Origin of the sequence: Bartonella fuyuanensis (assembly GCF_014197255.1) — a bacterium.
In the GTDB taxonomy this organism is placed as follows: domain Bacteria; phylum Pseudomonadota; class Alphaproteobacteria; order Rhizobiales; family Rhizobiaceae; genus Bartonella; species Bartonella fuyuanensis.
On record NZ_JACIFE010000024.1, the window covers coordinates 1 to 15,284 of the forward strand.

General features: G+C 37.2%; 9 protein-coding genes, 2 tRNA genes and 4 pseudogenes. 6 read left to right on the plus strand and 9 right to left on the minus strand.

Annotation, left to right across the window (positions count from 1 at the left end):
* The 4 genes from GGR08_RS06880 to rpsL form a co-directional block, all read right to left on the minus strand.
* A partial coding sequence (locus GGR08_RS06880) for a GTP-binding protein (RefSeq protein WP_002972655.1) occupies window positions 1-95 on the minus strand: 95 nt, incomplete at its 3' end.
* Between the two features lie 63 nt (window positions 96-158).
* Window positions 159-2,243, minus strand: coding sequence for an elongation factor G (gene fusA, locus GGR08_RS06885; RefSeq protein WP_183194614.1), 2,085 nt, complete (start codon window positions 2,241-2,243; stop codon window positions 159-161).
* Window positions 2,244-2,267: 24 nt separating this feature from the next.
* On the minus strand, window positions 2,268-2,738 hold the full coding sequence (gene rpsG, locus GGR08_RS06890) for a 30S ribosomal protein S7 (RefSeq protein ID WP_183194615.1): 471 nt from the start codon (window positions 2,736-2,738) through the stop codon (window positions 2,268-2,270).
* An 18-nt stretch (window positions 2,739-2,756) separates the two neighbouring features.
* Window positions 2,757-3,128 (minus strand): 30S ribosomal protein S12, encoded by a 372-nt coding sequence (rpsL, locus tag GGR08_RS06895; RefSeq protein WP_183194616.1) that lies wholly within the window; start codon window positions 3,126-3,128, stop codon window positions 2,757-2,759.
* A 489-nt stretch (window positions 3,129-3,617) separates the two neighbouring features.
* On the opposite strand from rpsL, the gene xth reads away from it, so the two are divergent.
* From xth to GGR08_RS06915, 5 genes and pseudogenes are all read left to right on the plus strand, one after another.
* On the plus strand, window positions 3,618-4,400 hold the full coding sequence (gene xth, locus GGR08_RS06900; RefSeq protein ID WP_183194617.1) for an exodeoxyribonuclease III: 783 nt from the start codon (window positions 3,618-3,620) through the stop codon (window positions 4,398-4,400).
* 121 nt (window positions 4,401-4,521) lie between these two features.
* A pseudogene (locus tag GGR08_RS08385) lies at window positions 4,522-5,333 on the plus strand (transporter substrate-binding domain-containing protein).
* A 139-nt stretch (window positions 5,334-5,472) separates the two neighbouring features.
* Window positions 5,473-6,191, plus strand: a pseudogene (locus GGR08_RS08390) (ABC transporter permease subunit).
* 44 nt (window positions 6,192-6,235) lie between these two features.
* Window positions 6,236-6,928 (plus strand): annotated as a pseudogene (locus tag GGR08_RS08595) (ABC transporter permease subunit); the annotation flags it as partial.
* 21 nt (window positions 6,929-6,949) lie between these two features.
* Window positions 6,950-7,696 (plus strand): annotated as a pseudogene (locus tag GGR08_RS06915) (amino acid ABC transporter ATP-binding protein).
* 1,186 nt (window positions 7,697-8,882) lie between these two features.
* On the opposite strand, the gene GGR08_RS06920 reads toward GGR08_RS06915, so the two are convergent.
* The 5 genes from GGR08_RS06920 to GGR08_RS06940 all read right to left on the minus strand — a co-directional run bounded on the left by GGR08_RS06920 (window position 8,883) and on the right by GGR08_RS06940 (window position 14,865).
* The gene (locus tag GGR08_RS06920) at window positions 8,883-11,606 is read right to left on the minus strand and encodes a valine--tRNA ligase (RefSeq protein WP_183194618.1); all 2,724 of its coding nucleotides are present in this window, start codon (window positions 11,604-11,606) and stop codon (window positions 8,883-8,885) included.
* A 150-nt stretch (window positions 11,607-11,756) separates the two neighbouring features.
* Window positions 11,757-12,323 (minus strand): DUF2497 domain-containing protein, encoded by a 567-nt coding sequence (locus GGR08_RS06925; RefSeq protein ID WP_183194619.1) that lies wholly within the window; start codon window positions 12,321-12,323, stop codon window positions 11,757-11,759.
* A 237-nt stretch (window positions 12,324-12,560) separates the two neighbouring features.
* Window positions 12,561-13,886, minus strand: a complete 1,326-nt coding sequence (locus GGR08_RS06930; protein WP_183194621.1) for a TolC family outer membrane protein — start codon at window positions 13,884-13,886, stop codon at window positions 12,561-12,563.
* Between the two features lie 33 nt (window positions 13,887-13,919).
* The gene (locus GGR08_RS06935) at window positions 13,920-14,594 is read right to left on the minus strand and encodes a protein-L-isoaspartate O-methyltransferase family protein (RefSeq protein ID WP_183194620.1); all 675 of its coding nucleotides are present in this window, start codon (window positions 14,592-14,594) and stop codon (window positions 13,920-13,922) included.
* 197 nt (window positions 14,595-14,791) lie between these two features.
* Window positions 14,792-14,865 (minus strand) — tRNA-Cys (locus GGR08_RS06940).
* 187 nt (window positions 14,866-15,052) lie between these two features.
* Here GGR08_RS06940 and GGR08_RS06945 point away from each other — a divergent pair.
* A tRNA-Asn gene (locus GGR08_RS06945) sits at window positions 15,053-15,127 on the plus strand.
* Window positions 15,128-15,284: the final 157 nt, after the last annotated feature.

The following is a 15,284-nucleotide window of genomic DNA, read 5'->3' on the forward strand; positions in this document are numbered from 1 at the left end:
ATCGCTGCTGTCAACGAGGTCTTCCCATGATCAACATGACCAATCGTGCCAATATTAACATGCGGTTTTGTACGTTCAAATTTGCTCTTCGCCATTTGAGCTCTCCATTTTCTATCCAAGCCAAGGACTAAGTTAAAAATTAATTACACAACCTGAAACTAAGCGTATTTCTTTTGAATCTCCAAAGCAACAGCCGCAGGCACAGGCTCATAATGATCAAACTGCATTGTATACTGTGCACGCCCCTGACTCATAGAGCGAAGGCTATTCACGTAACCAAACATACTTGCCAAAGGAACCATCGCATTCACAACTGTTGCAATACCACGCGATTCAGTTCCTGAAATTTGCCCCCGACGAGAATTAAGATCACCAATAACATCACCAACATAATCATCTGGCGTAACAACTTCCACTTTCATAATTGGCTCAAGAAGCTGCGCACCAGCCTTCTTTGCCCCATCACGAAAAGCCGCACGAGCAGCAATTTCAAAAGCTAAAACAGAAGAATCAACATCATGATAACTACCATCAATCAAAGTAGCTTTTACACCAAGCATAGGAAAACCTGCAAGAGGTCCAGAGCCCATAACACTCTCAATTCCCTTTTGCACTCCAGGAATATACTCCTTAGGGACAGCACCGCCGACAATTTTTGACTCAAAAACAAAATCATCCCCATCATGAGGTTCAAAAATAATTTTTACACGAGCAAATTGACCGGCACCACCCGATTGTTTCTTATGCGTATAATCAATCTCTGCCTTTTTAGTAATTGACTCACGATAAGCAACCTGCGGCTGTCCAACATTCGCTTCAACCTTAAACTCACGCCGCATGCGATCAACAATAATATCAAGATGAAGTTCCCCCATGCCCGCTATAATCGTTTGACCTGATTCCTCATCCGATTTAACACGAAACGAAGGATCTTCAGCTGCTAAACGATTAAGAGCAATTCCCATTTTTTCTTGATCCGCTTTTGTCTTCGGTTCAATTGCAATTTCAATCACAGGTTCTGGAAATTCCATCCGCTCCAAAATAACAGGCTTTAGAGGATCACAAAGAGTATCACCTGTTGTCGTTTCTTTAAGCCCTGCAAGAGCCACAATATCACCAGCAAAGGCCTCTTCAATATCCTCACGAGAATTTGAATGCATTTGAAGCATACGCCCCAAACGCTCTCTTTTCTTTTTCACAGTATTCTCAAGAGAAATACCTTTCTGAATTTTACCAGAGTAAATACGACAGAAGGTTAACGAACCCACAAAAGGATCATTCATAATTTTAAAAGCAAGCATAGACAATGGAGCATCATCAGAAGATTCTCGCGTCGTTTCAGACTCAGTCTTCACATCAATACCACTAATCGCAGGAACATCAACTGGAGAAGGAAGATAAGAAACAACAGCATCCAAAAGCGGCTGAATCCCCTTATTTTTAAAGGCCGTACCACAAAGAACAGGATGAAACTGAACCTCCACTGTCCCCCTTCGAATAAGAGAAACGAGTTGCTCATTAGTTGGCATAACACCTTCCAAATAAGCCTCCATGGCAGCCTCATCAACTTCCACAGCCATCTCAATTAATTTTTCGCGATATTCTTCAGCCTTTCCCTTTAAATCAGAGGGAATCTCACTTTCTACCGCTGCAGCGCCAATAGAACCATCCCACTTTAAAGCCTTCATTTCAACAAGATCGATAACACCTTCAAAGTCATTTTCAGCACCAATAGGCAACTGCAAAACAAGCGCTTTCGCCCCTAACCTTGAACCAACCATTTCCACACTACGATAAAAATCAGCACCCACCTTATCCATCTTATTAACAAACACCATGCGAGGTACACGATACTTCTCAGCTTGCCGCCAAACAGTTTCTGTCTGAGGCTCCACACCAGCATTTGCATCTAGCAATGCAATTGCACCATCAAGAACACGCAAAGAGCGCTCAACCTCAATCGTAAAATCAACATGTCCCGGCGTATCAATAATATTAAAGCGGCGCTTGCGACCATCACGCCCCTCCCAAAAAGTCGTTGTCGCAGCAGATGTAATCGTAATACCGCGCTCCTGCTCCTGCTCCATCCAATCCATCGTAGAAGCACCATCATGCGTCTCGCCAATTTTATGATTCTTACCGGTATAGAACAGAATACGCTCAGTCATAGTAGTCTTACCAGCATCAATGTGCGCCATAATGCCAAAATTACGATAATCTTCAATTTTATATTCGCGAGCCATTATATTTGCCTTAGTTTAAAACATCTACCAGCGATAGTGAGAAAACGCACGATTAGCTTCAGCCATACGATGAACATCCTCACGCTTCTTCACAGCAGAACCGCGATTATTAGCCGCATCCATCAATTCACCAGACAAGCGTTCAATCATCGTCGTCTCATTTCTGCCACGCGCCGCAGTAATCAACCAACGAATAGCAAGAGCCTGACGACGATCAGGACGAACTTCAATCGGAACTTGATAGGTAGCACCACCAACACGACGCGAACGAACCTCAATGTGAGGAGCAACATTTCCTAAAGCCCGATGAAATAGAGCCACAGGATCCGTTTTCACTTTTTTCTCTACAAAATCAAGCGCACCATAAACTATACGCTCTGCAACTGATTTCTTACCATTAAACATAATGGCATTCATAAACTTCATAATAACCAAATCACCAAATTTAGGATCTGGATTAATTTCACGCTTTTCTGCTCTATGACGACGGGACATTAGCTTTGTCTCTCAATATTATTTTGGACGCTTTGCGCCATATTTTGAACGACGCTGTTTACGATTCTTGACACCTTGCGTATCAAGCAAACCACGAATAATGTGATAACGAACCCCTGGCAAATCTTTTACCCGACCACCACGAATCATTACGACAGAATGCTCCTGAAGATTATGCCCTTCTCCAGGAATATAACCAATCACCTCAAATCCATTCGTCAAACGGATTTTAGCAACTTTACGAAGAGCAGAATTAGGCTTCTTTGGCGTTGTTGTATAAACACGCGTACAAACGCCACGCTTCTGCGGATTGGATTGAAGAGCAGGAACCTTATTACGTTTAACTGGCGCCATACGCGGCTTACGAATCAACTGGTTTACGGTAGGCATACAACCTTCCTCTTTTCGATCTAGATTTATCTGACCCAATCGGGCTTTTCTATTTTTATCTACTTTCCATTTATTCCGAATAGAATCGAAATAAATATCTAATTTACACACAAAATCGGGCACACCTGCAAAAACAGTTCACCCGACCACAAGCAGAGAAGGCAAGACCCTCTTACACTAGCATTTGTTCTTAATCTTCTTAACACCCACTTGAACAATCTTACTTAGAAAACATCCAAAGCAACTGATCACTTCTATATCGTGTTACACCCTTCTCTAATAGCGAGAACACATACATTCGTCAAGAACTAAACAGCAGAAAGTTTTTAAAAATAAAAATAAATTAATTTTAAAACTTTAAATTTGCCTTTGCTAATATTCTTGATAAAGAAATTTAGTGCAGTAATATCCCACTATAATTAAAGTGACTACGACAAAACATTAATGCAAAAACTTAAATTGCACATGTGATACTTAATGATGAGCGCCATGAAAATAGCAACTTGGAATATTGCCGGAATAAAAGCAAGACATGAGATATTATATCAATGGCTAAAGCAAAGTCAGCCAGACATAGTCTGTTTACAGGAAATTAAAAGTAGTGACGAAAATTTTCCACGCAATGCAATTGAAAATTTAGGTTACCATATAGAAACACATGGACAAAAAAGTTTTAATGGCGTCGCAATTCTTTCTAAAAAAACACCGGATGAAGTAATCCGTCGTTTACCAGGTAATGATAATGATGAACAAACACGTTATATTGAAGCCGTTTATTCAACAAACAAAGGTGTCATCCGTATTGCATCTCTCTATTTGCCAAATGGAAACCCTATTGAGAGTAAAAAATACTTCTATAAGATGGAATGGCTGGAAAGATTATATGCACATGCAAAATCATTGCTTGCGTATGAAGAGCCTCTTGTCCTAGCGGGTGACTATAATGTCATCCCCGCCCCTTTAGATGCAAAAAAACCTCAAGAATGGCATCAAGATGCCTTATTTCTTCAACAAACAAGAAAAGCATTCCAACGTATTCTTCATTTAGGCCTTTACGATGCTGTCCGAAATGTTACCGATACTCCTTCTTTCAGTTTTTGGGATTTCCAAGCTAGGGCTTGGCCTAAAAATAATGGGATTCGCATTGATCATTTATTATTATCACCAGAAGCCGTGGATCACCTTATTTGCGCTTATAGTCAAACAGAATTAAGGGGATATCAAAAACCATCGGACCATGTTCCTGTTTGGATTTACCTTAAGATCAATTAAGAAAGTACGGCCCTCATTTTATGAGACAACAAAAAAACCCATTCAGAATAATAACTAGGCTATACCATGCAAACATTATATCTTAGAAACTAAAATAAAAATAAATGAATGGACAACATCAATGAAGAAATCATTATTAATGTTTATTGCAACGACGGATACTGGGCTCACAACCGTCGCGTATGCTAGTCATGATACTTTTGAAAAAATAAAACGAACAGAAAAATCACCTTAGATGTTCGGGAATTATCAGGTTTGACCTGCCTCCTTGCTAATAGTAGATATATAGGTTTTCATATCTTGAAATAGAATTCCTCTCTTTAAAAATAATACCTATGGTTTTGAGTGCGACCCAACAACAAATAGTATTTCCCGCAGAAAAGAAGCAGCATTTGCTTATACGACATACGTTGAGGAAGTTCGGATTGTTGTAAAGAAAAACTCTAATATTAAATCTCTCGACGATTAAAATGGAAAAACAGTTCGACAACCACTGGTACAGCATCTGTTCAACTTATTCATAAAAATAAACGCGCAAAAACGTTAACTTTAAAGTCATCAAAGGAAAAGATCATAGAGATAGCTTCTTATTACTAGAATCTGGTTATGCCAATGCATTTATTATAGATGTCTCAATTCTTGCTGAGCATATTGCGAAATTAAAAAATCCATCTGATTATGTTATTCTTGACTCTATACTTTCCGTCAAATCCAAAGCCTGCATACTCAGATTACATGACAAAAATTTGAACAAGCAATCAACGATAGTATCGTGTAGCAGATTAAAGACGAATCACTTGAAAAACTTTATAATAAATGACTTATGAAACTGATTCTGCCTGCTGGCACCTTCCATTATCAAAACAAACAAGATACACTTGGAATAATCTAAACAATAAGCCTCAAGAAAGCTACATAGAGAAAGATTTATAGAATTTAAAAAAGAGAATCACACTCTTTAAAAATGGGTGTAATTCATATTTTAATTCACTCTTTGATAAACTCCACTTATGCGGATACGATTGATTTATTATCCTATGTGTGAATGATTAATTAAACGGAACATCAATTAATGGACGTTTCTTTCCTTTGTAGAGATGACCTTACTCAAATGCTGATAGCAAGATACCTTGGAATTCCTAACGCGAAACACACCTATTTCGATACACTTCTCGATAACTTTAAAATACAGTTATATTGCCCATCACATCATTTATATTAGCTATATTGCGTGGTATCATTATAAGGGTAATGCGCATTTTATCTAATACCTCTATAATCAATTGTGGATTTCACTCTATCAGTGCTATCTGGATAAAGATTATGCGTAATATTCCTCTCCTTGTACAGGTATTTTTATGATATTTTGTTGTTCCTAAGATTTATCCACTAGCGATAAAATTTTCCGCTATTCTTTTAATAACATGGACGTTGGGATTCTTTACATCTGCACGTATTGCAGAACAAATCTATTCAAGCATTGAAGCTATTCCTTCCAAACAAAATGCTACAATGCTACTATGGCAATGGAATTTACAATTTATCAAAGTTATCGCTATATTCTTCTCTCGCATACTGTACGCGCAATCACGCCCCCACTTACTTCAGAAGCAATGGGCATTGTAAAAAAATCGTCTATTGCATTCGTCGATTCAATAAACAAGCTCACGCAATTTCAATACCAAGCAATCGAAGAGATTAAGTCATATTTACGAAAACTATTTGTTTGTTACGATTCTTTATATTCTTATAGCTTTATTGGTATTTATTGTGATAACAATCATTGAATAAATACTCACCCCCCCTAATTTTCAGAGAAAGAAAAATTGAACACTATGAATTTCATAAGCTCTCAGTTTAGACTTTATTTTCTTTCCAATTTTTCTGACTTTGATTTTTCTTTTTTTACCTTTGATGTATTTCGTTCTTACATTTTATCAGATTTATCTATTTAACGTTTTTCTAATTCTTTTTGCAACGGTATTGAGATTTGTTTTTGGTACGCTTTTAGCAATGATATACCTTTCTTCTATAAAACTTCTTTCTTGGTTCGTAATTGTTTATAGAAAGCTATGCGTTCAATACCACTTGTGATGGTTATCTTATAGTTTTTCATACTTCTACTTTTTTAACAGATACATCCATCGGTGAAATAAATCAGCACTCATTACGTTTACCACATTTGAAACTGTTTATTTTGCTGAAATTATGCATGCTGGCCTAAATTCAATTCCACAAGACAAAAATATGCAAGTAAGCTTTGGAATAACATATTAGCAAAGTATGTACATTATCATTCTTCCTCAAGCTTTTAGAGATATGCTTCCGGTCTTTTTGACACAAGTTATTATTCTTTTTCAAGATACAACCTTTATTTATGCCATCAGTGATCAGAGGCTTTTAAATGGTTTTGATATTGCTGCTAATATTTTAGGGTAAAGAAAGAATCTTATATCTTGGCAGCTATTTTCTATTTTGTTATCTGTTTTACACTGACACAAATGATTTTATATTTACAAAAAAATATCCATTCTTCCCTAACGGGAAAAATGGATACTCACATGATTGAAATAAAAAATGTTTCTAACTAGTATGGTAGAAATTGAAGTCCTTAAAAACTGTACAGTCAACGTTAATAAAGGAGAAATCATCATCGTTTATGGAGTATCAGGATCAGGAAAATCCATACTCATTAAAACTATTAACGCTTTAATTCCTTTTCAAAAAGGTAAGATTTTAGATTAATGGAATTCAGTTCATTCAAAACAAACGAATCTGCCTAAATTGCGGGGTTAGGTAGGAACGCTCTTTCAGTACTTCAAACTTTTCCCACATTTATTTGTTACAGAAAATTCGACAATTGCACAAATCAAAGTTCTAAAGCAGAGCAAAAAAGTAGCACTTGTACGTGATTTGTTATATCTCAAATGTGTTAAACTCATTGAATATAAAGATAAATACCCTAGTCAACTTTTTAGAGGGCAACAACAGCATGTTGCTATTGCACGTGCCTTATTATGGATTCACTTGTTATGCTTTTTGACGAACAAACATCTACTCTAGATCCTGAAATAGTAGGCAGAGTACTCGATGTCATGCTCAGATTAGCAGAAGAAGGTATGACGATGATTTGTGTAGCACCTGAAATGCGATTTGCACAAAAATTTCCAGAGCGTATTATTTTCATAGATCAAGGAATAATTCTTGAGGACTGTTCTTCTAAAGAATTATTTTCTGTTTCACAAGCAAGAACACCAAGAACGCAAGAATTTTTGTCTAAAATCCCAAGTTGTTAGCCATGATTTTATCCCCCAAAGCTATCTCTACTATGAACCTGAACATAATGAAGGAAAAGTTTAATATCCGATAAAAAATATTATAATCAGATCTTTAAAAGCTGTTATTTTTTAACGAGTGAAATTACTATGCATCTTCTCAAATTCATTACAAAGAGCAAAAGCATGTTCTTGCAAAGAGTGAATCCAATTTCTGTCTTTTACATTAACTTTTTCATAGGCTGCAGTTAAACATTTGCAATCATCTCTTGAGTGGTAGTATTTCCTTTTTTACTGAACGTTTCAACCATCTGCATATAAAGACAAAAAGCATAAGAAAAATTAGGTTTCACAGATGATTGAGAAATACCTTTTCATATATCCTACAAGTTTAACCAATGCATCAGAAACATAACTTTTATCCTCCGAACAAAAATCACCACTTTTTTCAACGATATATGTAAAAAACGGCAGAACAATTTAGTGCTGAAATAGCCTGATTTATCTGCCCATTCTTATAAGAAAACATGCTACGTTTCAAAAAATAAAACGGACCATCATTCGCTTCTTACAAGCTATTGACATCTACTGTATAAAATAATAGGGAAAAAATTTCTTAAAGTTACTTCTGAAACTTATTAATCATCCCCCTATCTCAATTTTAATTGTTAGATCTATTACAAGTTTCTTTATAGATATTAAAATAAGAAACATAAATGATTTTAAAGTAAAACTTTTAAAAGAAAAAATAAATGGAAACTATCCAGAATATCCGATAAAGTTAGGAATCTATTTATATACAACAAATTTTTGAATATACATCCTTTAACATTATAGGATTTATTTATCATAAAAATTTACACAAATGACTAAAAATCATCTAATAAAATAACGTGCACGTTGAAAAACACCTAGAAAACAAAGAGAATGTACGATGAGTAATAAGTGTTTACACACAAGCCTTACCTCAGAATACTCACCATTCTATATAACAAAATATCATATATATAACTTTATAAGCCTTATATTTCCACTTTAAATAATGATGTTTTGCAAAACTGATAAAATAAACATAAATGGATCTTAATAGAGATCTCATAATCCACACTCATAAAAAAACTGACAAAAGAAAGATATTCTTTAAAAAAAACCTCTACTATAACAGTAATGGTATGAAATCACCCACCAAACAAACAAAAAGTTAAAATCAACCTAACCGCTCTAAAGCAACAGATATCCTTTTCTGTGCAGCACGCAATTCTACAACCCTGTTCCGCTCATTCTCAACAATTTCTGCTTTTGCATTAGCTATGAATTTTGGATTATTTAACTTAAGCAATATTTTCTCAATATCTTGTTCAATTTTACTGACATCCTTCCCCAAACGAACACGTTCAGCCTCCAAATCAATCAACTGTCCTAATGGCAAACAAAAAATAGCCTCTTCTAAAATTATTTGTGCTGCTACTTCAGGAACTTTATCAGAGAAATGAATGACTTCAATACGCGCTAACTTTTTAAGAAGCGCATCATAACGCTGCACACGCCCTCGCGTCACTTCCCCTCCTTCAACAACGACAAGAGGTGCTTTTGTTGCTGCTGGAATATTCATTTCAAAACGCACCGCCCGAATCTCAGTAACAGCATCAATAAGCCAATTAATATCAGCAGCAGCCTCTTCATCCGTAAACGTGCCCTCTGGCCATTTTGTCAACGCGAGCATATCCTCGCGTTTGATTGCTTGCGTTTCTGTAAGAGACCACAACTCCTCTGTCATATAAGGCATAAAAGGATGAAGAAGTTTATAAACTTCATCTAAAACCCAAGCAGTACAAGCTTGAGACTCATTTTTAATGTCTTCATTTTCCCCCTGCAAAATAGGTTTAAGAAGTTCCAAATACCAGTCACAGAGTGTATTCCAGATGAAACGGTAAAGTGTGTCTGCAGCCTCATTAAATTTATAGTGTTCAATACCAGTCGTCACTGCTGAAATGGTTTTAGATAACTCCGTTAAAATCCAGCGATTAAGCGCCAATTTTGCTTGTTCTGGCTTAAAATTTGGATCATGTCTTACACCATTCATCTGTGCAAATCTGGTAGCATTCCATAATTTCGTGGCAAAATTACGATAGCCAACAATACGGGAAGCATCAAGTTTTACATCCCGACCCTGTGCTGCCATAATAGCCAAAGTAAAACGAAGTGCATCAGCACTATACTGATCAATAATTTCTAAAGGATCAATAATATTTCCCTTTGATTTTGACATCTTTGCACCCTTTTGATCCCGCACAAGAGCATGCACATAAACCGTTGAGAAAGGAACATCACCCATAAAGTGAAGTCCCATCATCATCATACGAGAAACCCAGAAAAAAATAATATCAAATCCTGTCACAGCTAAAGATGTTGGATAAAAAGTAGATAACTCTGTCGTTTTATTCGGCCATCCCAATGTTGAAAAAGGCCAAAGAGCTGATGAAAACCAAGTATCTAAAACATCTTGATCACGAATTAGCTCAACCACCTCACCATAATAAGCAAAAGCTGAATCTAAAGCCTCTTTTTCACTTTTTTCAACAAAAACCATTCCATCAGGACCATACCAAGCCGGAATCCGATGCCCCCACCATAATTGGCGAGAAATACACCAAGGCTGAATATTTTGCATCCAATTGAAGTAGGTTTTTTTCCAGTTATCGGGAACGAACTGCGTTTTTCCTTGCCGAACAGCTTCTATCGCTGGCTTTGCCAATTCAGCAGCATGCACATACCATTGATCTGTTAAAAAAGGTTCAATCGGCACACCACTGCGATCTCCATGCGGAACCATGTGGGAATGATCATCAACAGAAGCTAAATATCCTCGTTCTTCCATCAAAGAAACAATCCTCTGACGAGCAACAAAACGATCAGATTTATCCAGATTTTCTACTAACATTTTTAATTCATCTGATAAAAACAAACCATTAAAAAACGATTCATTCTCACAGAGAAAAATCTCAGCTTTTTGTGTAAAAATGTTAATCAAGCGTAACTGATTCCGCTGCCCTACTTCAAAGTCATTAAAGTCATGAGCCGGTGTGATTTTTACAGCACCACTTCCAACCTTAGGATCAGCATGCATATCACCAACAATTAATAACCTACGACCAACGAGCGGCAAAAGAGCATTTTTACCTATGAGATTCTTATAACGCTCATCTTCAGGATTAACAGCAATTCCTGTATCACCAAGCATTGTTTCAGGTCGCGTTGTTGCCACTGTTATAAAAGTTGTAGCATCATTTGGATCAAAAACTTTACCCTCAAGTGGATATCTAAAATGCCATAAATGTCCTCGAACTTCTTTTTGCTCAACTTCAAGATCCGAAATAGCCGTTAACAATTTAGGATCCCAATTGACAAGACGCTTATCCCTATATATCAACCCTTGCTTATAAAGCGTGACAAAGACTTCATGAACAGCCTGCGATAACCCCTCATCCATTGTAAACCGCTCACGCGACCAATCGCATGAAACGCCAAGGCGGCGCAATTGATTTGCAATAACGCCTCCAGTTTCATGACGCCATTGCCAAATACGCTCAATAAATTTTTCCCTCCCCATTTCCTGACGCGTTAGCTCTTGACGTTCTGTAAGTTGACGCTCTACAACCATTTGTGTCGCAATACCAGCATGATCCATACCAGGCTGCCACAACACATTTCTGCCACGCATCCGCTGAAATCTAACCATTATATCTTGAATTGTCGTATTGAGCGCATGCCCCATATGAAGTGAGCCTGTAACATTAGGAGGTGGAAGCATAACGCAAAAAGGTACTGCGCCACTTTTAGAACCCATTCCTGCTTTAAAGGCTCCACGAGTCTCCCATTTCTTTGCAACCCGTTTCTCTATGGAAGCAGCATCATAGTTTTTTTCTAACATTCTAGCCATCCATAACGCCGCCGGAAAATACAATATATCGCCAAAAACTTCAGAATCTCGAAAACCCGTCTCACCTCCCTAGAAAACCCCAAAAACTGTAAACAAAATTCTCATAAAATGAAAAACATAAAAAATAACGTAAGAAAATAATCAAAATGATTTTTTAATCGCCTTCACAATCTCTTCACGTAAAATATCTTCCAATAAAATAGGCAATTTAGACTGTAACCATTCTGCTATAGCCGGACGCAATACATCTTTTGCAATTTTTTCTGCAGAAGAAATACAATACGCAGACAATTCCACTCGACCAGATCCTCCATCTTCTGACTGTATTTTTTTTATGTTATCTTCATATTCTTTTGCTTTATAAACAGAACCCTGCTCCTCAGAAGAAAGATTCACCTTCTGCACATCCATACCAACTGTATTATTTTCTGCCTCTATAACTTTTTTCTCGTGCGTTACTCTTCCCCCTTGATTTTCAGTAGAAAGACCAATACGATCAGCTAAAGCCTTCATAGCATCATCAACCGATAAGGCTGTGTCATACCCCCCTTCTAATGCAACCTCTGAACAATCTTCCAAAGCATTTGCTGCAACATTTTCATTTAAAAAGTGATCAGATTGAACCGCATTTTCTTCGATTATTTCACGAATAGATGTTAAAATTTCATCCATACTTGGCTCACGTAACACGCTTGAACTCTGCACCATACTTTACAACCTCTCAAAGACGCAACAATAGATAGAATCACATTTTCAGTGTATGCAAAAGAATCATAAGATCAACATGCCCCCTGTCATATTTTCAAATATGCTTGTCATAAAGAGGGCGCTACACACAATTTTCTACACTTAGAAATAACATATCACCACCCCACCTTTCAACATATCCAACTATTGATTTACTAACCTTTAAAAAATTAAAATAATTAGAGCCACTTTTATACATTATTGGACATATTCAATTGTTTTTAAACCTAAATAACTTGCGGTCAATTTACCAATAGAAGATTGAACAGTATAGCTCGCTACAACAGCATTACGCTCTGCCATTGCAAGTGCAATTTGAGCATTAATCAAGTGAGTACGAGAATTTAAAACATCCAATGTCGTTGCCTGCCCTACACGATTTTCCTGAACACGGCCTTTAAGAGCGATTTCAGCAGCACGAACACTTTTACGGTAAGCAATAACAGATGCACATGCACCCTCCAACTGAAACCAAGCAGAAGTAAGAGCTTGTCTCGTATTACTATGTGCTAAATCGAGTTGAAGCTGGGCCTGTCCAAGCTGTTCTCTTGATTGACGAATCTGCGCAGACGTACGCCCCCCTTCAAAAATTGGAATACTCACGGACAATCCGATTGATTTAGATACTCCATCCTCTCCAATACCGCTGTAAACTTGATTATAAGATGCTGCCGCAGAAAAATCAACCTTAGGAAGCAATGCCCCTTCTTTCGCCTTTACGTTGTAAACACTTGCATCGACTAAATATTTAGCATAAAGGATTGCTGGATGCATTACAACACTCATTTGGTAAGCCATATCAAGGCTAATTGGGAGGTTTTTAGCTACGGGTGGCGGAGTTAATTTTTCAGGATTAGTACCAATAACTTGTTGATACACTGCCTCTGCTGCTTTTACATCAGCGCGAGCAAGACTCAATTCCGAAACTGCTACAGAACGTGCAGCTTGAGCTTGAGCAAGATCAATACGCCCTCCCTCACCCACATCAAATTTTGCTTTATCGGAACGAACTTGCTCTTCAAGAGCTGCTAAATTTTCTCTCCGAAGATCAGCAACACGACGTGCCTGATAGACATTAGCATAAGCTACCACCGTCTCCAGAAACATATTTTGTTCAGCATTACGAAGATACTCACGTTGAGCCTGCAATTTAACTTGAGCGGAAGAAAAGACATTTTGCGTGGTAAAACCATCAAACAACCTTTGATTTAATCTTACTCCTATAGATCCAGAAGTGACATAAGGACCTGTAAAAGATTTATTCCGCCCATAGCTCCCAATACCTTCAACTTGTGGCAATAACCCTGATCGTGCAATAACAACATCATCCCTGGATATACGCACAGCCGCACGTTCATTATTCAACTTAGCATTGTATTGATAAGCCTTAGAAAAAGCATCCATCAATGTTTCAGCGCAAACAGCCTCTGGTAATAAAACACTCAACACCAGCCATAAACACGCCTGAAATTTCCTATTTATTTTAAACACAATACACACAATAACAAATCCCAAATGAATTATAAAATTATCTTTTATTCACTAAATAAACAAGCACTAAAACACAAAACCTGGTGTTTTTAAAAAACAAGGAAGAGGTTTTACAGCAAGATTAAAAGCGCAACGTGCTGAAATGCTCCCATCTTCTTTTATATAAATTCGTGCAACAGCAGCATTTCCATACCCTTCAACTACAACAAGACGTCCACTATCTTTCATTTGATCAAAGATACCTTGTGGAATAAAATCGACAGATCCCTCAATGAAAATCACATCATAAGGCCCTCCAACAGCATATCCCTGCTCTAATGGACCATGAATCACAACCACATTATCACATTGCTTACGTTCTAAAATTTCAAGAGCGCACTCAAAAAGAAATTTATGACTTTCCAATGCAATCACAGCCCCAGCAAGTTTTGAAAGCAAAGCCGCACAATAACCATTATTTGCACCAATATCTAAAACAACATCTGATGATTTTACAGCAGCAAGCTGTAGTAATTTTGCTAGAGATGCAGGCTTCATCAAATAACGTTCAGGAATTCCGTCTTGCACTGGACATAGAACAATATCGGTATCAAGATAGCTTAATGCTTTCATATCTTCCGACACAAAATCCTCACGAGATACCGTTAAAAATGCTTCAAGAATTGATAAATCCGTTACATCGACTGTACGAATTTGATTGTCAACCATCTTGCGACGAAGCTCAGTAAAATCTGCAATCATAAAGACTATCTTCTCCTAAGCTACAAAAACAAACAAAACAGCAATAATGAGGGATTAAAATCTTTCATATTTAAGTATGATGCTACAGTCATAAGATTTTAACTGTCCGATCTCCCATACAAGATTATTAGGAAAAATAATCTATTTTACTATACCCCATCATCCTTAAAAGCCATTCCGTTTGAAGTTGGATTGGCTGGAGGCCTCGCCCGGAATCGAACCGGGATACAAGGATTTGCAGTCCTCTGCGTAACCATTCCGCCACGAGGCCTCATCAACAAATATAAAGACCTCAATAGGGGAAGGTAACGCATCCGTCAAGGTGTAGAAATCTTTTCTAGTCTTTTTATTACACAATTTATCATATTTCAGTATATTTTTTTCAAAAAAGTAATTTTGTCCTTTGCAAATCAGTATTGCTTTGCTATAGCCTTTCTAGCTGAATAATTGAGCACTATTCCCCGGTAGCTCAGTGGTAGAGCAACCGGCTGTTAACCGGTTGGTCGCTGGTTCGAATCCGGCCCGGGGAGCCATTTATTTTTTTACTTCATACAGAGAATATTTCTATTTACGTTTTTAAACGTGAGGGAATCCCGGATAAAAGTTTGGGAATAGGATTTTTTAACACATCTCGTCATTATTGCGAATCAAGAGTTCTTTTCGGAGTGTTTTTTACCCTACCTGCTATCC